The sequence below is a fragment of the Streptomyces viridifaciens genome (genome assembly GCF_001888885.2).
Lineage (GTDB): Bacteria > Actinomycetota > Actinomycetes > Streptomycetales > Streptomycetaceae > Kitasatospora > Kitasatospora aureofaciens.
In genome coordinates, this window is record NZ_CP090841.1 from 857,220 (window position 1) to 877,500 (window position 20,281).

At 69.9% G+C, this 20,281-nt stretch carries 14 protein-coding genes, 2 rRNA genes and 2 riboswitches (1 of these 18 running past the window's edge); of the genes, 2 read left to right on the plus strand and 14 right to left on the minus strand.

What is annotated here, in order from left to right; all coding sequences use genetic code 11:
* Positions 1-47: 47 nt before the first annotated feature.
* Positions 48-2,948: an aminomethyl-transferring glycine dehydrogenase gene (gene gcvP / locus BOQ63_RS11300; RefSeq protein ID WP_030598424.1), complete on the minus strand. Its 2,901-nt coding sequence runs from the start codon at positions 2,946-2,948 to the stop codon at positions 48-50.
* Positions 2,949-3,052: 104 nt separating this feature from the next.
* Positions 3,053-3,184, minus strand: a riboswitch (glycine riboswitch).
* Position 3,185: 1 nt separating this feature from the next.
* Positions 3,186-3,289, minus strand: a riboswitch (glycine riboswitch).
* 223 nt (positions 3,290-3,512) lie between these two features.
* On the opposite strand from gcvP, the gene BOQ63_RS11305 reads away from it, so the two are divergent.
* Together BOQ63_RS11305 and BOQ63_RS11310 are read left to right on the plus strand one after the other, a co-directional pair.
* Positions 3,513-4,577: a PRC and DUF2382 domain-containing protein gene (locus BOQ63_RS11305; RefSeq protein ID WP_072654167.1), complete on the plus strand. Its 1,065-nt coding sequence runs from the start codon at positions 3,513-3,515 to the stop codon at positions 4,575-4,577.
* A gap of 194 nt (positions 4,578-4,771) precedes the next feature.
* Positions 4,772-6,256, plus strand: coding sequence for an MFS transporter (locus BOQ63_RS11310; RefSeq protein ID WP_030288348.1), 1,485 nt, complete (start codon positions 4,772-4,774; stop codon positions 6,254-6,256).
* Positions 6,257-6,403: 147 nt separating this feature from the next.
* Here BOQ63_RS11310 and BOQ63_RS11315 read toward each other — a convergent pair whose 3' ends face one another.
* The 13 genes from BOQ63_RS11315 to BOQ63_RS11375 all read right to left on the minus strand — a co-directional run.
* Positions 6,404-7,789 (minus strand): DNA polymerase IV, encoded by a 1,386-nt coding sequence (locus BOQ63_RS11315; protein WP_030555008.1) that lies wholly within the window; start codon positions 7,787-7,789, stop codon positions 6,404-6,406.
* An 82-nt stretch (positions 7,790-7,871) separates the two neighbouring features.
* Positions 7,872-8,594, minus strand: a complete 723-nt coding sequence (locus BOQ63_RS11320; protein WP_223885902.1) for a SanA/YdcF family protein — start codon at positions 8,592-8,594, stop codon at positions 7,872-7,874.
* Positions 8,595-8,690: 96 nt separating this feature from the next.
* Positions 8,691-9,335: a MerR family transcriptional regulator gene (locus BOQ63_RS11325; protein ID WP_030288340.1), complete on the minus strand. Its 645-nt coding sequence runs from the start codon at positions 9,333-9,335 to the stop codon at positions 8,691-8,693.
* A 233-nt stretch (positions 9,336-9,568) separates the two neighbouring features.
* Positions 9,569-10,045: a bifunctional nuclease family protein gene (locus BOQ63_RS11330; protein ID WP_030062493.1), complete on the minus strand. Its 477-nt coding sequence runs from the start codon at positions 10,043-10,045 to the stop codon at positions 9,569-9,571.
* Positions 10,046-10,160: 115 nt separating this feature from the next.
* Positions 10,161-10,874, minus strand: coding sequence for a transcriptional regulator FtsR (gene ftsR, locus BOQ63_RS11335; protein ID WP_037830786.1), 714 nt, complete (start codon positions 10,872-10,874; stop codon positions 10,161-10,163).
* A gap of 182 nt (positions 10,875-11,056) precedes the next feature.
* Positions 11,057-11,938: a double zinc ribbon and FHA domain-containing protein gene (locus BOQ63_RS11340; protein ID WP_072654169.1), complete on the minus strand. Its 882-nt coding sequence runs from the start codon at positions 11,936-11,938 to the stop codon at positions 11,057-11,059.
* 226 nt (positions 11,939-12,164) lie between these two features.
* Positions 12,165-13,280 (minus strand): DUF881 domain-containing protein, encoded by a 1,116-nt coding sequence (locus BOQ63_RS11345; RefSeq protein ID WP_079183553.1) that lies wholly within the window; start codon positions 13,278-13,280, stop codon positions 12,165-12,167.
* On the minus strand, positions 13,264-13,596 hold the full coding sequence (locus BOQ63_RS11350) for a small basic family protein (protein ID WP_030062488.1): 333 nt from the start codon (positions 13,594-13,596) through the stop codon (positions 13,264-13,266). The genes BOQ63_RS11345 and BOQ63_RS11350 overlap by 17 nt, the downstream gene beginning before the upstream one ends.
* Entirely contained in the window at positions 13,593-14,672 is a 1,080-nt protein-coding gene (locus BOQ63_RS11355; RefSeq protein WP_318299360.1) for a DUF881 domain-containing protein, read from the minus strand. The genes BOQ63_RS11350 and BOQ63_RS11355 overlap by 4 nt, the downstream gene beginning before the upstream one ends.
* Positions 14,673-14,861: 189 nt before the next feature.
* On the minus strand, positions 14,862-17,357 hold the full coding sequence (locus BOQ63_RS11360) for a mannose-1-phosphate guanyltransferase (RefSeq protein ID WP_072654171.1): 2,496 nt from the start codon (positions 17,355-17,357) through the stop codon (positions 14,862-14,864).
* A 124-nt stretch (positions 17,358-17,481) separates the two neighbouring features.
* Positions 17,482-18,102, minus strand: a complete 621-nt coding sequence (gene clsA / locus BOQ63_RS11365) for a cardiolipin synthase ClsA (protein WP_030288326.1) — start codon at positions 18,100-18,102, stop codon at positions 17,482-17,484.
* A gap of 99 nt (positions 18,103-18,201) precedes the next feature.
* Positions 18,202-18,318, minus strand: a 5S ribosomal RNA gene (gene rrf, locus BOQ63_RS11370).
* 86 nt (positions 18,319-18,404) lie between these two features.
* Positions 18,405-20,281: ribosomal RNA gene (locus BOQ63_RS11375) — 23S ribosomal RNA — on the minus strand (it continues 1,243 nt past the right edge of the window).

Genomic DNA, 20,281 nt, shown 5'->3' on the forward strand with positions numbered 1-20,281 from the left:
GCGGAAACCTTCCGCCGGGGCCCTGCCCCGTGCCCGTCCGATGAGGATCAGACGCCGTACTCGTCCAGCGGCGGGCAGGAGCAGACCAGGTTCCGGTCGCCGTACGCGCCGTCGATCCGGCTCACCGGCGGCCAGTACTTGTCCGCCGGGTTCACGCCCGCCGGGAAGACCGCCTCCTGCCGCGAGTAGCCGTGCGCCCAGTCGCCGGCCAGCTCGGCGGCGGTGTGCGGGGCGTTGCGCAGCGGGTTGTCGTCCGCGGCCCACGCGCCCGAGCCGACCTTGTCGATCTCGCCGCGGATCTCGATCATCGCGTCGCAGAACCGGTCGATCTCGTGCAGGTCCTCGGACTCGGTCGGCTCGATCATCAGCGTGCCGGCCACCGGGAAGGACATCGTCGGCGCGTGGAAACCGTAGTCGATCAGGCGCTTGGCGATGTCGTCCACCGTCACGCCCGTCTCCTTGGTCAGCGGGCGCAGGTCGATGATGCACTCGTGCGCGACCAGCCCGCCCGGGCCGGTGTAGAGCACCGGGAAGTGCGGGGACAGGCGCTTGGCGATGTAGTTGGCGTTCAGCACCGCGACCTGGGTCGCGCGCTTGAGGCCCTCGCCGCCCATCAGCCGGACGTACGCCCAGGAGATCGGCAGGATCGCCGCCGAGCCCCACGGCGCGGCCGAGATCGGGCCGACCCCGGTGGCCGGGCCGGCCTCCTCCTGCAGCGGGTGGTTCGGCAGGTACGGCGCCAGGTGGGCACGCACCGCGACCGGGCCGACGCCCGGGCCGCCGCCGCCGTGCGGGATGCAGAAGGTCTTGTGCAGGTTCAGGTGCGAGACGTCCGCGCCGAACTTGCCCGGCTTGGCCAGGCCCACCAGGGCGTTCAGGTTGGCGCCGTCCACGTAGACCTGGCCGCCGGCCTCGTGCACCAGGGCGCAGATGTCGGTGATCTGGGTCTCGTACACGCCGTGGGTCGACGGGTAGGTGACCATCAGCACCGAGAGGTTGTCGCGGTGCTGCTCGATCTTGGCCTTCAGGTCCTCGACGTCCACGTCGCCGTCGACCAGGGTCTTCACCACGACCACGCGCATGCCGGCCATCACCGCGGAGGCGGCGTTGGTTCCGTGCGCCGAGGACGGGATCAGGCAGACGTCGCGCTGGGTGTCGCCGTTGGCGTGGTGGTAGGCGCGGACGGCCAGCAGGCCGGCCAGCTCGCCCTGGGAGCCCGCGTTCGGCTGGATCGAGACGGCGTCGTAGCCGGTGACCTCGACGAGCTGCTGCTCCAGCTGGCGGATCAGGGTCAGGTAGCCCGCGGCCTGGTCGACCGGCGCGAAGGGGTGCAGCTGGCCGAACTCCGGCCAGGTCACCGCCTCCATCTCGGTGGTGGCGTTGAGCTTCATGGTGCAGGAGCCCAGCGGGATCATGCCGCGGTCGAGCGCGTAGTCCCGGTCCGACAGGCGGCGCAGGTAGCGCAGCATGGCGGTCTCCGAGCGGTGGCTGTGGAAGACCGGGTGGGTCAGGTACTCGTCCTCGCGCAGCAGCGCGGCCGGCAGGGTCTCGGCGGCCTCGGCCACCTCGACGGCGGGGACGCCGAACGCGGCCCAGACGCCGGCCAGGTGCTCGCGGGTGGTGGTCTCGTCGGTGGAGACCGAGATCCGGTCCTCGCCGTCCTGGTACACGTTGATGCCGTTGGCGCGGGCGGCGGCGGCGATCTCGGCGGCGCGGCCCGGGACGACGGCGGTGACGGTGTCGAAGAACTCGCCGTGCAGCAGCTCGACGCCACCGGCCCGCAGGCCCTCGGCGAGGGCGGCCGCGTAGCGGTGGGTGCGGCGGGCGATGTCGGCCAGGCCGTCCGGGCCGTGGTAGACGGCGTACATCGAGGCCATCACGGCGAGCAGCACCTGGGCGGTGCAGATGTTGCTGGTGGCCTTTTCGCGGCGGATGTGCTGCTCGCGGGTCTGCAGCGCCAGGCGGTAGGCGCGGTTGCCGTCGGCGTCGACGGAGACGCCGACCAGGCGGCCGGGCAGCGAGCGGGCGTACTCGGCGCGCACCGACAGGTAGCCGGCGTGCGGGCCGCCGAAGCCCATCGGCACGCCGAAGCGCTGCGAGGTGCCGCAGGCGATGTCCGCGCCCAGCGCGCCCGGGGACTTGAGCAGGGTGAGCGCCAGCAGGTCGGCGGCGACGGCGACGATCGCGCCCAGGCCGTGCGCCTGCTCTATCACCGGGGCGAGGTCGCGGACCACACCGGTGGCGCCCGGGTACTGCAGCAGCACGCCGAAGACGCCGCGCTCGGCGATCTCGGCCGGGATGCCCTCGGAGAGGTCGGCGACGACGACCTCGACACCGGTCGGCACGGCGCGGGTGTTGATCACCGCGACGGTCTGCGGCAGGGTCTCGGCGTCGACCAGGAAGACGCCGCCCTTGACCTTGGTGACGCGGCGGGCCAGCGCCATCGCCTCGGCGGCCGCGGTGCCCTCGTCCAGCAGCGAGGAGCCGGAGGTGGGCAGGCCGGTCAGGTCGGAGACCAGGGTCTGGAAGTTGAGCAGCGCCTCCAGGCGGCCCTGCGAGATCTCCGGCTGGTACGGGGTGTAGGCGGTGTACCAGGCCGGGTTCTCCATGACGTTGCGCAGGATCACCGGCGGGGTGAAGGTGCCGTAGTAACCCAGGCCGATCATCGGCTGGAGCACCTGGTTGCGGCCGGCCAGCTCGCGCAGCTCGGCGAGGACCTGGGCCTCGCTGCGGCCGGCGGGCAGGTCCAGGGCGGTGATGGAACGGATGGCCTCGGGAACGGCCGTGGCGGCGAGCTCGTCCAGCGAGCCGTAGCCGACGGACGCCAGCATCTTCTCCTGGGCGGCGGCGTCGGGGCCGATGTGGCGGTTCTCGAAGGGGCTGGCCAGCTCAAGCTCGGTGAGGGTCGAGGCGCCGGTGGGGCGTCCCGCGTTCGGCTGGGCGTTCATGGTGGTCGAGGCCTCCTGGTCACGGACCGGCGGGGGTACGCACGCCGGCTGGCCGACGCCGCTGCGGACAGCGGACCGGCCTGGGCGGACGGACCCGAAAGGCCTCCCCCTCTGTCATCGGGACCTGAGAGCTTCGCCCGCACGTCGCGCTGTGGCGCTCCGTCGGCTTGCACCGTCGGTGAGGGTGGTGATCACCGGCTCCCGCGCCGGCGGTCCTGCCCTGCTTTCCAGAGTGACCTATCCCGCACGGTACGGATGCCTGAGAGATTCCGGGGAGGAGTTGCTCCTTCGGCGCCCCGACCAGTGGTTTTCGCCGTCGGGGACTCTCCCGAGCGGGCTCGGCGGTCGCCGCCCAGGGTACCAGCGGGAGGCCTTCCGATCACGGGTGCTTCGGGTCACTCCGGGTCTACGCGCGTCCCCCGTCCGGCCCAGTGCCGACCCGTCCGGGCGCACCCCGGTCGCGCGCGTCCTTTTCATGGCTTTTGGTGTGAAGTGGCGGACGGGACGGGTGGTCCGGTCGCCGATCTGTGGGACTTCCGCAGGCGCAGCGCACTGGAGGAAAGCGTGCAGACCGACATCGATCCCCGCGACCTCATCGGCCACAAGGCTGTCGACCGCAACGGAGACAAGATCGGCACGGTCGACGAGGTCTACCTGGACGACGCCACCGGACAGCCGGAGTGGGCGGCCATCCGCACCGGCATCTTCGGCCGGGACGCCTTCGTCCCGCTCACCACGAGCGAGTTCTCCGGCGAGGAACTCCGGGTCCCGTACGACAAGACGCTGGTCAAGGACTCTCCGGACTTCGGCGTGGGCCAGCACCTGTCGCCCGCCCAGGAGCTCCAGCTCTACCGCTACTACGGCCTCGACACCCCGGTGGACGGCCATCCGATCTCCGGGGAGCCCGGCCGGGACGCCCAGCCCGACATCGACTTCGGCACCACGCCGGCCGCCACGGTCGCCGAGCCCCTCGCCTTCCACTCCCCCGTCCCCGACTCGACGATGACCGCCACCAGCACCGGCACCAGCACCAGCACCAGCACCAGCACGGAGGCCTACCTGCGATCCCTCGACACCCCCGCACCGGCCCCCGCCCACGCCGCCGAGCCGATGTCCCGGCCCGTTCCGACCGCGGCCGGCCCCCTCGCGCCCGACACCGACACCTCGGCCCCCGGCGCCCCGGTGGAGTTCACCTGCCGCGAGGAGCGGCTGGACATCAGCACGGAGTGGCACGTCCTGGGCACCGCGAGGCTGCGCAAGTACGTGACCACCGAGCAGGTCGAGCGCCGGGTGCCGGTGGTCCGCGAGCGGGTCCGGGTGGAGCGGGTACGGGTCAGTGACGCCGAGCGCGCATCGCTGACCGAGGAGGAGATCGCCGAGGCGGTGGAAGAGGTCACCGTCCGCGAGGAACGGCCGGTGGTCCGCAAGTACCTCGCCCCGATCGAGCGGGTCCGCCTGGTGGTCGAGCGGTACACCGAGGAGGAGTTGGTCCAGGACGAGCTCCGTCGCGAGAACGTCGAGATCCACGACACCACCGCCTCGGCCACCCCTGCGCCGAGCCCGACCAACGGCTCGATGCCCCTGGCCCCGGAGGGCCCCCACTCCACCACCCTGCGCCCGATGGTCTGATCGCAACACCCGACGGCACCGCCGAAGGGCCCCGGGACCCCGGTCCGGGGCCCTTCGCCGTGCCCGCGATCCGCCGGTCGGTCATAGGCGAACCTTCACCTTTGCCAAACCTTAACCAGTCGATATTTGACACTCTGAAGTATCTTCCGGCAGGGTTACTTCAGCACATTCACTATGTACGGGAGGAAGCAACCGTGAGTGAGGCACCACAGCCCACCACCGCGGCCGAGAAGCAGAGCAACGCCCGGGTCCTGCCGGCCCTCATCCTGGCGATGCTGTCGTTCAGCGTGGTGCAGACCGCGGTCGTCCCGATCCTGCCGTCGCTGGCCAAGGAACTGGACGTCTCGGGCTCCAACATCACCTGGCTGATGACCGCCAACCTGCTGTCCGCCGCCGTGCTGACTCCCCTGCTGGGCCGCTTCGGCGACCTCCGGGGCCGCAAGCCCATGCTGCTGATCTCGCTGGCCGGTCTGGTCGCCGGTTCGGCCCTGGCGGTCAGCACCCACTCCTTCACCTGGCTGGTCGTCGCCCGCGTCCTCCAGGGCGCCGGCGGTGGCGTGATGCCACTGGCGATCAGCATCGTCCGCGACGAGCTGCCCAAGCAGAAGGTCACCGGCGGCGTCGCCGCCATCAGTGCCTCGATGGGCGTCGGCTCCGGCCTCGGCCTGGTCGCCACCGGCCTGCTGCTGGAGCACTGGAACTACAAGTCCATCTTCTGGATGGGCCTGGTCTTCGGCCTGATCGCGGTCGCCCTGGTCGCCTTCCGCGTCCCGACCGACCCGGTGACCGACAAGGAGGGCGGCGCCGACCCGATCGGTGCCCTCGCCCTGGCCGCCTGGCTCTCCGCCCTGCTGGTCGCGGTCAGCCAGGGCAACCACTGGGGCTGGACCTCCACCAAGACCCTCGGCCTGTTCGCCGTCGCCGCCGTGGTGGCCCTGGTCTGGGGCGTCATCGAGACCAAGGTCTCGCACCCCCTGGTCGACCTGAAGATGATGTCCCGCCCGGCCGTGGCCTTCACCAACCTGTCCGGCCTGCTCATCGGCTTCGGCATGTACGGCTCGTTCATGGTCATCAGCAACTTCGCCCAGACCCCGGAGAAGTACGCCCACTACGGCTTCACCGCGACCGTCCTGCACGCCGGTGTGATGCTGCTGCCGTCCGCCATCGGCTCGATGGTGGCCGCCCCGGTCGGCGCCCTGCTGATCGCCCGCCGCGGCCCGCGCCTGCCGCTGGTCCTCGGTGGCGTCCTGGGTGCGGTCTCGATGGCCTACCTGGCCCTGCGGCACAGCCACGAGGGCGACATCTACACCGCCTCCGCCATCTTCGGCCTTGGCATCGGCCTCGCCTTCGCCGCGATGCCGGCCTTCATCAACGGCGCCGTCCCGGTCGAGCAGAGCGGCATCGCCAACGGCATGAACTCCGTGCTGCGCACCGTCGGCGGCGCCATCGGCACCGCCGTGATGACCGCCATCCTGACCGGCGACGTCATGAAGCTCCCGATCCCGGTGCTGCTGCCCACCCTGGACGCCTACAAGCACGCGTTCTGGACCACGGCCGTCGTCTGCGTCATCGCCGGCGCCGTCCCCTTCCTGATCCGCACCGTCAAGTCGGCCCCGGCCGTCGCCGACGGCTCGGCCCCGCAGGACTCCAGCCCCCAGCTGGCCAAGACCGACGCCTGACGAGGCGTCCGGCCCGCGCGCTCAGGGACAGGACGCGCGGGCCCCGGTCTCCGCTCGGTCGCGAGGGCATCACGACCGTCCGGAGTCCGGCACGGTATGCGGCCCCACCCGGTGCTTCCACCGGGTGGGGCCGTTCCGCATCCCGCCTCACTCCCCCTCGCTGCCCGGCTCCTCGGCCTGCCGCAGCGGCAGCGGCGGGGCCGGCTCCAGCGCCGGATCGTCCACCGCGAAGGTCCGCACCCGCCCCGGCCCGCTCCACGGGGTCTCGAACCGCACGGTGACCCGCCCGACTCCGCTGCCCTGCACCCAGCCCGGCCCCCACTCGGCGTGGTGGACGTCCTGTCCGGGCATCCAGCGGCGCACCACCGGCTCCTCCGGCTCCTCCTCGGCCACCGCCGCCTCGGCCGCCTCGGCGTGCTCCGCCGCCTCCTCCCGCAGGGCCTGCGCGAACAGGTCCTCCTGGGTGTAGTCGGCGAGTTGGGCGACTCCCACCCCGAGCAGCCGGACCCCGCCGGTGATGTCCACCTGCTCGGCCAGGCGCCGCGCCGTCGAGGTGATCACCGCCTCGTCGTCGGTCGGGCCGCCGAGGGTCTCCGAGCGCGTCAGCGTCGAGAAGTCGAACCGCCGGACCTTGAGCACCACCGTGCGCCCCGAGCGCCCGGCCGCCCGCAGCCGCCGCACGCACCGGCCCGCCAGCGCCTCCACCTCGCGCAGCACCCGGTCCCGGTCGGCCAGGTCCACCTCGTAGGTGTCCTCCACCGAGACCGACTTGGCGTCCTGGTCGGCCACCACCGGCCGCTCGTCCAGCCCTATCGACATCTGGTGGATCCCGGCGCCGTGCGCCCGCCCGAGCAATTGGACCAGCTCCGCTTCCCCCGCGTCCGCCAGGTCCGCCACCGTGCTCAGCCCGGCCCGCCGCAGCACCTGCTCGGTGGCCGGGCCGATCCCCGGCAGCGCCCGGACCGGCATCGGGCCGAGCACCGCCCGTTCCCGCCCCGGCTCGATCAGCACCAGCCCGTCCGGCTTGGCCTGCTCGGAGGCGATCTTCGCCATCAGCTTGGAGCCCGCCGCCCCGACCGAGCCGGTCAGCCCGGTGCGCCGCTGGATGTCCGCCCGCAGGTCCTCCGCCACGGCGAGCACCAGCCGCTCCCCGGTCTCGTGGTCGGTCTCGGCCAGCACCGGGCCGTAGGGACCGGCCTCCAGGTCGACGAAGGCCTCGTCCAGGCTCAGCGGCTGCACCAGCGGCGACAGCTCGCGCAGCAACCCCATCACGATCTCGCTGTTCTGCCGGTACGCCTCGAAGCGCCCGGTCAGGAAGGCCGCGTTCGGGCACAGCCGCCGCGCCTGCGCCATCGGCATCGCCGAGTGCACCCCGAACCTCCGCGCCTCGTACGAGGCCGTGGAGACCACCCCGCGCCCGCCGAGCCCGCCGACGATCACCGGCTTCCCGCGCAGGCTCGGCTTGGCCGCCTGCTCCACCGCCGCGAAGAAGGCGTCCATGTCGAGGTGGATGATGCTCGGCAGAGATCGCACCCGCCGATCATCGCGCACGGGTCCGACAGTGCGTACGAACCCGGCCGGGACCCCGCGCCCGGCGGGAACCGTCGGACACGCCCTATCGCGCCGCGGCCGCCGCCAACGCCTTCGGGATCCCGTCCTCCTTCGGCCCGAGGAACTCCGGGTCCGGCCGCAGCAGGACGTTCACCGCCGCCTTGCCCGCCCCGGCGACCTCCCGCAGCCCGCCGTACAGCCAGGTGATGTCGTGCGGCTCCGGCACCCCGACCGCGTAGGAGCGGATGCCCGCCGCCTCGCACAGCGCCAGCGCCCGCCGGACGTGGAAGTCCTGGCTGACCAGCACCGCTCGGTCCACCCCGAAGATCCGGTGCGCCCGGGTGCAGGAGTTCCAGGTGTCGAAGCCCGCGTAGTCCCGGACCACCCGGTCCCCCGGGACCCCGTGCTCGGTCAGGTACCGGTACATCGCGTCCGGCTCGTCGTACTCGGTCCGCCCGTTGTCCCCGGTCACCAGGACGGCCTTCACCTTGCCCTCCCGGTACAGGTCCAGCGCGGCCACCAGCCGGTGCTCCAGGTACGGCGACGGCTTGCCCTGGTCCAGCCCGGCGCCGAAGACCACGGCCACCGGCGCCGACGGCGCGCTCTCCACCGTGCCCACCCGGTCCCCCGCCGCGAACCACAACCAAGCGCTCGGCGCCAGTGCCAGCGAGCACAGCAGGGTCGTGACCTGGAAGACCCTGCGCTGCGTGCGGCGCTCCCGCAGCCGCGCCCGCAGCCCCCCGGCCCGACGCCGCAGCAACCCCGATATCCCGGTACCGGCCTCCACGTGCCCCTCCCTCGATCGCTCCACCAGGCAACACGACGGGGCCGTGGCCCGGAACGGTTCCCCGTTCCGGGCCACGGCCCCGTCGGAATCGCTCCGTCAGACCGCCCGGTTGCGCCGCTGCGCCAGTTCGTCCGCCGGATCGTTGCCCACCAGCGTCTCGCCGGTGTCGGTTCGCTCCGCGTGCAGCCGCCCGAGGGTCAGCTCCAGCTCCTGCCAGACCGCTCCGACCGCGATGCCGAACACCCCCTGACCGCCCTTCAGCAGATCGACCACCTGCTGCGGCGTGGTGCACTCGTACACCGTCGCACCGTCACACATCAGCGTCAGCCCGGTCAGGTCGGCCTGATCGGCGGACTGCAGATGGGCGACGGCCACCCGGATGTTCTGCAGCGAGACGCCCGCGTCGAGCAGCCGCTTCACGATCTTCAGCAGCAGGACGTCACGGAAGCTGTAGAGCCGCTGACTGGTCGCCGGGTACGCGGTCCGCACGCTGGGCTCCAGCAGTCCGGTGCGGGCCCAGTAGTCCAGCTGGCGGTAGGTGATCCCGGCCGCCGCACAGGCCGTCGGACCGCGGAAACCGAGCAGTTCGGACGTCGGGGCCAGCCGCTCGATCGCGGGCTGGCCCGGCTGCACGGCCGGGAACCGGCCCACCCTGGGAAGGTCCGACACGGTGCGAGCGGTGCGCGGCATGTGCACGGCGCACAGGCCTCCCACGGCCGCGTCATCGCCGGTGCTGCTCATGCCTACCTCCGTCCGCTCGTGCTGCGGGCAATCCGACTGCGGGCATCGGCCACCCGGACAGCCACTCCTGACGGTAGGCAGTCCCCTATGACCCGTCAACGATCGCCACGCCGGGCCAGACAAACCACATCACTCAGGAGAGTGGTTTTTCGTGCCCCTAGTGTGGGTAGATGGACGGATTTTGGCAAAACGGCACGCTGAAGAGCTGACCGAACCGTCCGCACCACTGCGGACTACTGGGGACCGCCCCCGCCGAAGTCCTCGGGCGACACCTGGTCGAGGAACTCGCGGAACTTCTCGACCTCGTCCTCCTGCTCGTCCGGGATCGCGATGCCCGCCTCCGCGAGCACCTCCTCGCTCCCGTAGATCGGCGTGCCGGTGCGCAGGGCCAGAGCTATGGCGTCGGACGGCCGCGCACTCACCTCGACCCCGCCGGCGAACACCAGCTCGGCGTAGAACACGCCCTCCCGCAGGTCGGTGATCCGGACCTCGGTGAGCTGCTGACCGAGCGCTTCCAGGACGTCCTTGAACAGGTCGTGCGTCAGCGGGCGCACCGGAGTCATGCCCTGCTGGGCGAAGGCGATCGCGGTCGCCTCGCCGGGGCCGATCCAGATCGGCAGGTACCGGTCTCCCCCGACCTCCCGCAGCAGCACGATCGGCTGGTTGGAAGGCATCTCCACTCGGACACCCACGACGTCGAGCTCATTCACACAGGCAACCCTATGGCTCCGATCCCGGATATGAAAGCGCAGGGCCGACGCCGCTGGTCAGCGCGGTGCACCGGCCACGCCGGGGACGCCTCGGGGGCCGTCGTCCGGGCCCGGGTCACGCCCTGGACAGGCCCTGGCCGCAGGTGCGCAGACCGGCCTGGACCATGGCCGCGTGCAGCCGTACGGACAGCATCGCCAGCTCCCGCGCGGTGGCCTCCGCGTGCGCCCGGGTCTGCGGGTTCCGGTGCCGCCGCAGCGGCGCCACCACCTGCTCCACCAGCGCGATCTCGCGGTCCGCCGCCGCCTTCATGGCCCTCAGGTGCCGCGGCTCCAGTCCGTACCGGCCGAGTTCCGCGACCAGCCGGGCCACCTGCAGCGCCTCCCCGTCGTACCCGCCGTCCGGGCCCGGCGCGACCAGCCCGTACGACTCCCACTCGGCCAGCTCCCGCTCACCGGCCTCGGCCGCCGCCAGCAGCTCGGCGCGCCCCAGACGGACCCCCGAGGAGGCGTCGGCCGAGGCCACCAACTCACGGTCGGCCTCCTCCAGCGGCCCCCGCCGGGTTTCGGCCGCGGACGGCAGCGCGGGCGGGGCCTCACCGCGCTCGATCGCGTCCAGGTGCTCGCGGATCACCCGCAGCGGCAGGTAGTGGTCCCGCTGCATCCGCAGGACGTAGGCCAGCCGCTCGACGTCCGACGGGCTGAACTTGCGGTACCCGGAGGGGGTGCGCTGCGGCTCGACCAGGCCCTCCGCCTCCAGGAAGCGGATCTTGGAGATGGTCACTTCGGGGAAGTCGTCGCGCAGGAAGGCCAGCACCGCGCCGATGCTCAACAGCTCGTCACCACCGCGCCGCCGCCCGGCGGGCCGGTCCGGCCGGACCGGCTGCCTTGGGCCCGCGACCACCCCGCGCCCACCCCGGTCCGCGTGCGGACCGGACGACGACGCAGGGTTGGCCGCCCCGAGAGAAGAGGAAGGGGTATTCGTATTCACTCGGGCTCCTACCGACGTTGGCTTCAGTACCCCCGGTGGTGGCCGGCGAAGAACACCAGCCGGTACTTCCCGATCTGGACCTCGTCGCCGTTGTTCAGCGGCACCTCGTCGATCCGCTCCCGGTTGACGTAGGTGCCGTTCAGGCTGCCCACGTCGGCGACGATGAAGCCGGCCGGGGTGCGGCGGAACTCCACGTGCCGCCGGGAGACCGTGACGTCGTCCAGGAAGATGTCACCCTGCGGGTGGCGCCCCGCCGTGGTGATGTCCGAGTCCAGCAGGAACCGGCTGCCCGAGTTCGGGCCGCGCTGGACGATCAGCAGCGCCGAGCCCGGCGGCAGCGCGTCGATCGCCGACAGCACCTCGGCCGACAGGGCCGGCGTGGTGCCGGTGCCGGTCGTGGCGGAGGGGTCGTAGGACTCCAGGCCGGAGATCGAGATGGTCGACGTGGTCTCCGCCGCCCCCTCGGGCAGCAGGCCGCCGCGCAACGCGGTGCCGCAGTTGGAACAGAAGCGGGCCGCGGCCGGGTTCTGGTTGCCGCACCTGGGGCACGGAATGGGGCCAGCCATGTTCACAGCCTCCTGGCGCGGCACACCCGACGGGTTGTGCCCGGCGTACGGGTCCGGTGCAAACCCTCCACCAGAGGTTGAGGGTGTTGACGGGAAACCTATGCGCGGGTCGCCGGAGGGGTCAACCGACGCGCCGTAACCCGCCGGATTCGCCGCGTACTGGGCGGCGGCGCCGTCCCGGTACAACTGCTGTCCGGCGTACGTCCCGGCCTCGGGAGCGGAACGCATGCCCGGCACCGCGGGCTCGTCCTCCGCCCGGCGGTGCCGCGCGGTCGGCGCCTCGACGGCGGCGGCGTCACGGCCCTTGTTGCGGCCGAACAACTTCGAGAAGAAACTCACGGGCGAATCCCCTTGCGTGTGACAGACCCGCCCGCGGGGCAGGGTGAGAACCTCGGACAGGCTGCGGGCCCGGTCGCGGCCCGGGCCTGCTGGAGTGGTACTCCGACGGTTGTTGCTGCGGTTGGTGCTACGGAGCGTACTGGTGCGAACCAGTCTCTCCCACGCGACGACGGCGCCCCGCACCGGGTGCCGCCCGCCCTTGACGGGCCGTTCGTCGAGCGCCTCGTCACTTCGAGGCCGGCTTGGCGTACTGCGGCGTCTTCAGGTCCACGAGGGCGTCGACGACCACCTTCTGCTGCTGGGTGATCGTCGCCCGCGCCTGGTGGCTCTCCAGGGTACGGACGACGCCCCCCGGGATGTTCAGCGCGGGCGTCAGGTCCTGCGGGTTCCCCACGACGGTGAACCGGTAGGGCTGCGAGACCTTCTTCCCGTCGATCTGCACCCCACCGCCCGACAGGTCGGTGAAGTAGGTGTTGACCACCACGCGCACGTCGTTGATCTGAATCGCCTCCGCCCCCGCCGCTCGAAGTTCCTGCAGGGTGTCCAGCAGCATATCTGCCTTCACCAGCCCTTGGGGATCGTCGACCGTGAGGACGATGCCAGGACCTGTGGCTTTGACCGTACCGGCCAGCACACCCAGTTCGGTCATCTTCTTCCTGGTCTGCTCCTGGGCCTCCTTGGCCTGGTTGGAGCTGTTCTCCAACTTGCCCAGGGACTGCTCCAGCTCCGCCTTCTCCTGCTGGAGACGCTGCTGACGGCTGTCCAGTTCGTCGAGGATCCGGACCAGGTCCTCCTGCCGGGCCCCGCGCAGCTGGTTGTGGTGGTCGTTGGTCGAGCGCACCTGGATCGCCAGCGCCAGGCCGAGCGAGAACAGCAGCAGGGCCACCACCAGCTGCCCGCGCGACAGCCGCGGCGGCCACAGCGCGGCCTGCAGCCGCCGCCGACCGGCGTTCCGGTCCACGGCGGGCGGCTCCTCGGCGGCCTCCGACGGTTCGACGGCCGCTGCCTCGGCCTCAGCCTCGACCGGCTCGGGCTCGGGCTCGGGCTCGGGACGGGCCGCCTTCACCAGCCGTACCGACGGCTCCGGGTCCTCCGCCCCGCCCTCGAACTCAGCCTTGGCGTCAGTCTCCTCCGGCCGCTCCTCGGCCTCCGCCTCGGCACACCCAGCCGCCTCCGGCTCCTCCGACTCCGCCGGAACGGATTCCTCGGGCGCCTTCCCGGTCGACTCCTCGACCGGCTCCTCCACCGGCTCCTCGACGGTCTCCTCGACCGCCGGCGCCTCCGCCTTCTGCTCCTCCTCCGTCGCCGCCGTCTCGCGGCCCGACTCAGGCCCGGAAGACATGGCGCCGGATCGCGGCCGCGTTGGAGAAGATGCGGATGCCGAGGACGACGACCACACCCGTGGACAGCTGCGAGCCCACGCCCAACTGGTCACCCAGGAAGACGATCAGCGCCGCAACGACCACGTTCGACAGGAACGAGACGATGAAGACCTTGTCGTTGAAGATCCCGTCCAGCATCGCCCGGACCCCACCGAACACCGCGTCCAGCGCCGCCACCACCGCGATCGGCAGGTAGGGCACGACAGCGTCGGGCACCTCGGGTTGGACGAAGAGGCCGACGACCACCCCGATCACGAGACCCAGTACGGCAATCACGGTCTAGCTGCTCCTGTCCCTGTCGTGGTCTTGGCGGATCCGCTGGTCGGACGCCGCTTCGCGGTCGGTACGCTCCGGGTCACGGACGGTGAAACGGACGCGCCCGGGCTCTCCGCGGTTCCCGAGCCGCCCGACGGGGTCCCGCCAGGGCCGGTCGACGAGCCGCCCGAGGGCGTGGGGGTCGGCGTGGGCGAGGGCTCGGGCGTGACCGGCTCGGCGGTCCGCAGCGTCACGCCGACCGCCGCGGGCAGCGTCAGGCTCTTCTGCGCGGACAGCGTCGACTTGATGCCGTACTTCTCCTCCAGCAACCGCAGGTACTGCCCGGCCATGTCGTTCTCGAAGGCGGAGAGGAGTTTCGGACCGTCGCCGATCGCCTGGATGTTGTACGGCGGCACCAGCGGCCGGTTGTCCACCAGCACGGCCTCACCCGCGGCCCGGATCGCCGACAGGGCGGTCAGCCGCTGCCCGTTGATCGAGACGGCCTCCGCACCGGATCCCCACAGCCCGTTCACCACCAGCTGCAGGTCGCGGTCGCGCAGCCGCCCGCTGTTGGAGAAGCCCTGCCCGGCCCGCGGGTCGACGTTGCCCCCGCTCCCCGTGCCCGCGGCGTCCTCCAGGACCAGCTTCACCCCGGGCCCGGTGACCTCTCCGAGCCCCACCTGGTCGGTCAGACCGGCCGCCCCGGCGTCGCCCGAGGGCAGCGCCTGCTGCTGGGTGTCGTCCACCTTGCGCCGCAGGTCCTGGACCTCCTTCTGGAGGTGGTCCGCCGTGCCGTTGCTGTCGTTGATCCGGTGGATCAGCGCGTCCCGCTCCTTGGCCAGCGTCGGCTCGGCCTTGTGCGCGTTCACCGCACCGACCGTCACCACCGCCCCGACCAGCGCCAGACCGGCACCCAGCGTCAGTAGACCCCGCAGGGTCCGGGGTATCCGGCTGTCGTGCTCACCGCCGCGGGCCGCGGCCGCTTCGGCGTAGCCCTCGTCCAGGCTGTGGTCCATCACGTTGGTCAGCAGGGACATCGAGGCGTCCGGACGGTTGTACCGTCCGTTCGGAGCACTCGGCGTCGGCGTCGCTGGCATGCGGACCATCGTCCCATGGCCGCCGAGGGGGTCGCGCACGGCCCCTGAGCTGCACACACGCCGCACACATCAGCAGAAGTGTCAGACCGTTCCGAATGATGCGAAAACGGACGGCGGGGCGCGCGAACCGTTCCGCACACCCCGCCGTTCAGGGACTCGTCCGATCAGCGGACCCGTCCGCTCAGACCGTCACCTTCCCGCGCCCTCGACCACGGCCGCCCACTCGTCCAGCAGCGCCTCGGTCGCCTCGTCGTCCGGACCCTCGGCCCACAGGTGGGTGACCGCCTCGGCCGGGTCCGGCAGGACCAGCGTCCACCGCCCGTCCGCCTCGACCACCCGCACGCCGTCCGTGGTGTCCAGCCGCCGACTGCCGGCCGCCTCCACCACCGAGCGCATCACCATGCCCTTCGCGGCCCACGGCGTCGCGATGTCCCGGCGCCGGATGTGCGCCTGCGGGATCCGCGCGTCGATCTGGCTCAGCGTGAGCTGGGTACGGGCCACCAGACCGACCAGCCGGACGAAGGCCGCCGCACCGTCCAGCACCCCGCTGAACTCGGGCACCACGAAGCCGCCGCGCCCGTCCCCGCCGAACACCGTGCCCTCGGCGGAGGCCGCCTTGGCGAGGTCGTCCGGCGTCGTCGTGGTCCAGATGACCTGGGTGCCGTGGTAGGCGGCGACCTGCTCGGCGATCCGGGTCGTGGTCACCGGCAGCGCAACCTGCCCGCTGCGCCGCTCGGCCGCGACCAGGTCGAGCAGCACCAGCAGTGCCCGGTCGTCGTCGATCACCCGGCCGAGCTCGTCCACGAACGCGACCCGCTCGCCGACCGGGTCGAACCGCACACCGAAGGCCGCCCGCGAGGAGGCCACCAGCTCGCCGAGCCTGGCCAGCCCGGCCCGCCGGGTCTCCGCGTCCTCGGTCGGCCGAGCCTCGTCCAGCCCGGTGGAGACGGTGAGCGCCTCCACGCCGAGCCGGCCGAGAATGCTGGGCAGCACGAGCCCGGCAGTGCCGTGCGCGGTGTCCACCACCACCTTCAGCCCAGCCTCCCGGACCCCGGTGGTGTCCACCGTCCGCAGCAGGTTGCCCGCGTAGGAGTCGAACACGCTGGACGGGAAGGTCAGGTCCCCGATCTCGCCCGGGAAGGCCCGCCGGTACTCCTGGCGCGCGTAGACCCGGTCGAGCTTGCGCTGCCCGGCCTGGGAGAGGTCCGCCCCGCGCTCGTCGAAGAAGAGGATGTCGAGCGAGTCCGGCACCCCCGGCGTGGTCCGCAGGAAGATCCCGCCGGCGCTCCCCCGCGCGGTGTGCTGCCGGGCCACCGGCATCGGCACGTTCTCCAGGTCGCGGACGTCGATCGCGGAGGTCTGCAGAGCCGAAATCATCGCCCGTTTGAGCGCACGCGCACCACGCGAGTGGTCACGCGCAATGGTGACGGTGGCGCCCTTCTTCAACGTCGTGGCGTAGGCCCCGGCCAGCCGGACGGCCAGCTCCGGGGTGATCTCGACGTTCAGGATGCCGGAGACCCCGCGGGCGCCGAAGAGGTGTTCCTGGCCGCGCGACTCCCAGATCACCGAGGTGTTGACCACGGCGCCGGCCTCGATGGTCTTGAACGGGTAGACCCGGACGTTGGCCGCGATGATCGACTCCTCGCCGACCAGGCACTCGTCTCCGATCACCGCGCCGTCCTCGATCCGCGCGGCCCGCATCACGTCGGTGTTCTTGCCCACCACGCAGCCGCGCAGATTGCTCTGAGGACCGACATACACGTTGTCGTGCACCACCGCCTTGTGCAGGAAGGCACCGCGCTTGACCACCACGTTGCTGCCCAGCACGGTGTGCTCGCGGATCTCGACGCCGGCCTCGACCTTGGCGTAGTCCCCGATGTACAACGGCCCGCGCAGCACCGCCTCCGGGTCCACCTCGGCGCCCTCGGCCACCCAGACGCCCGGCGAGATCTCGAACCCCTCCAGCTCGACGTCGACCTTGCCCTCCAGGACGTCCGCCTGGGCCTTGCCGTAGCTCTCGTGGGTGCCCACGTCCTCCCAGTAGCCCTCGGCGACGTAGCCGTAGACCCGCTTGCCCTCCTTCAGCAGCTGGGGGAAGACGTCGCTCGACCAGTCGACGGACTCACCCGCCGCGACGTAGTCGAAGACCTCTGGCTCCATCACGTAGATACCGGTGTTCACCGTGTCGGAGAAGACCTGCCCCCAGGTCGGCTTCTCCAGGAAGCGCTCGACGCGGCCTTCCTCGTCCGTGATCGTGATCCCGAACTCCAGGGGATTCGGGACCCTGGTGAGACAGACGGTAACCAGTGCGTTCTTACTGCGGTGATAGTCGATCAACTTGGTGAGATCGAAATCGGTGAGCGCGTCGCCGGAGATCACCAGAAAGGAATCGTCCTTGAGCGCGTCCTCGGCGTTCTTGACACTCCCCGCAGTGCCGAGTGGCGTCTCCTCATGGGCATAGGTGAGATGCATGCCCAGTTCCTCACCGTCACCGAAGTAGTTCTTGACGAGTGACGCCAGGAACTGGACGGTGACGACGGTATCGGAGAGGCCGTGCCGCTTCAGCAGCCGAAGCACGTGCTCCATGATCGGCATATTGGCGACCGGAAGCAGCGGCTTCGGCATGCTGGAGGTCATCGGGCGGAGTCGGGTACCCTCGCCCCCTGCCATGACTACGGCTTTCATTACGGGTGCGTCCTCCTTCGCGGTGGTGGACCTACGGGTCCATCAAACCGTTCCAGAGGGTTCTCTACCCGGAAGGTCTCGTCCGACGCACCGGGGCGGCGTGGGACTTCTCTCAGATCGCGTCTCAGGCTGTGGACGTCGAGCCCGCGGCGGCGCGCTTGATGATCTGCCGCGCCTGAACCGCGTAAAGAATCGCGGACCACCAGTACAGCGTCGTCCCCCACCAGATGAAGGCCCAGCTCACCACCTCGGCCGGCCGCGCGATCCAGCTGTCGATGCCGCCGAGCAGCAGGAGCGGAAACGCATACATCAGATTGAAGGTCGCGGCCTTCCCCAGGAAACTCGTCTGCAGCGGACCGTAACCGTGCCGGTTCAGCATGGGCAGCAGCGACGCGATGAAGACTTCCCGGGCCAGCAGAATCGCCGTCACCCACCACGGCAGGAACTCACGCCACGTCAATCCGACCAGCGTGGACAAGACGTAGAGCCGGTCGGCCAGCGGGTCCAGCAGCTGTCCCACCCGGCTGATCTGCCCCCACCGCCTGGCGAGCTTTCCGTCCAGGTAGTCACTGACCCCGCTGAGCGCGAGGATCAACAGCGCCCAGCCGTCATTCTTGGGTCCGCCGAATGCGGGCCACAGGATGAGCCAGAGAAAGAGCGGAACACCGACCAGCCGGCCCATGCTCAGCAGGTTGGGGATGGTGAGGACGCGATCGGTCTGGACCCGCGTCTCCTGGACCTCCACCCGGGGGCCCTCCTGTCCTGTGTCACGACAATGCATGTTGACCCTACAACAGAGAAGCCCCCGTCCGGTTCACCCGGCGGGGGCTTCTCTCGAAGAATTGTTCGGCGGCGTCCTACTCTCCCACAGGGTCCCCCCTGCAGTACCATCGGCGCTGTGAGGCTTAGCTTCCGGGTTCGGAATGTAACCGGGCGTTTCCCTCACGCTATGACCACCGAAACACTATGAAACTGTCAACCGCACCAACCCACGCCTTACGGGGCTGGGGTCGTTGTTTCAGAACAACACAGTGGACGCGAGCGTCTGAGGACAAGCCCTCGGCCTATTAGTACCGGTCAACTCCACCCCTCACAGGGCTTCCATATCCGGCCTATCAACCCAGTCGTCTACTGGGAGCCTTACCCTCTCAAGGAGGTGGGAGTGCTCATCTCGAAGCAGGCTTCCCGCTTAGATGCTTTCAGCGGTTATCCCTCCCGAACGTAGCCAACCAGCCATGCCCTTGGCAGAACAACTGGCACACCAGAGGTTCGTCCGTCCCGGTCCTCTCGTACTAGGGACAGCCCTTCTCAACACTCCTACGCGCACAGCGGATAGGGACCGAACTGTCTCACGACGTTCTAAACCCAGCTCGCGTACCGCTTTAATGGGCGAACAGCCCAACCCTTGGGACCTACTCCAGCCCCAGGATGCGACGAGCCGACATCGAGGTGCCAAACCATCCCGTCGATATGGACTCTTGGGGAAGATCAGCCTGTTATCCCCGGGGTACCTTTTATCCGTTGAGCGACGGCGCTTCCACAAGCCACCGCCGGATCACTAGTCCCTACTTTCGTACCTGCTCGACCCGTCAGTCTCACAGTCAAGCTCCCTTGTGCACTTACACTCAACACCTGATTGCCAACCAGGCTGAGGGAACCTTTGGGCGCCTCCGTTACCCTTTAGGAGGCAACCGCCCCAGTTAAACTACCCACCAGACACTGTCCCTGATCCGGATCACGGACCCAGGTTAGACATCCAGCACGACCAGAGTGGTATTTCAACGGCGACTCCACAACAACTGGCGTTGCTGCTTCAAAGTCTCCCACCTATCCTACACAAGCCGAACCGAACACCAATATCAAGCTATAGTAAAGGTCCCGGGGTCTTTCCGTCCTGCTGCGCGAAACGAGCATCTTTACTCGTAATGCAATTTCACCGGGCCTATGGTTGAGACAGTCGAGAAGTCGTTACGCCATTCGTGCAGGTCGGAACTTACCCGACAAGGAATTTCGCTACCTTAGGATGGTTATAGTTACCACCGCCGTTTACTGGCGCTTAAGTTCTCAGCTTCGCCCAGACGAATCTGAGCTAACCGGTCCCCTTAACGTTCCAGCACCGGGCAGGCGTCAGTCCGTATACATCGCCTTACGGCTTCGCACGGACCTGTGTTTTTAGTAAACAGTCGCTTCTCGCTGGTCTCTGCGGCCACCCCCAGCTCAAGGCGCAAGGCCCGTCACCAGGAATGGCCCCCCTTCTCCCGAAGTTACGGGGGCATTTTGCCGAGTTCCTTAACCATAGTTCACCCGAACGCCTCGGTATTCTCTACCTGACCACCTGAGTCGGTTTGGGGTACGGGCCGCCATGAAACTCGCTAGAGGCTTTTCTCGACAGCATAGGATCATCCACTTCACCACAATCGGCTCGGCATCAGGTCTCAGACTATATGTGAGGCGGATTTGCCTACCCCACGTCCTACACCCTTACCCCGGGACAACCACCGCCCGGGCTGGACTACCTTCCTGCGTCACCCCATCGCTCACCTACTACCCCGTTGGGCCACCGGCTCCACCACTTCCCTTTGCCCGAAGGCTCCGGGACGGCTTCACGGGCTTAGCATCAGAAGGTTCAGCGTTGGCGCTTCAAAGCGGGTACGGGAATATCAACCCGTTGTCCATCGACTACGCCTGTCGGCCTCGCCTTAGGTCCCGACTTACCCTGGGCAGATCAGCTTGACCCAGGAACCCTTGGTCAATCGGCGCAAGAGTTTCCCACTCTTGTATCGCTACTCATGCCTGCATTCTCACTCGTATACCGTCCACGACTCGATTCCTCGGCCGCTTCACCCGGCACACGACGCTCCCCTACCCATCACAGCAGGCGTTGGCCCTATAGCTGCAATGACACGACTTCGGTGGTGTGCTTG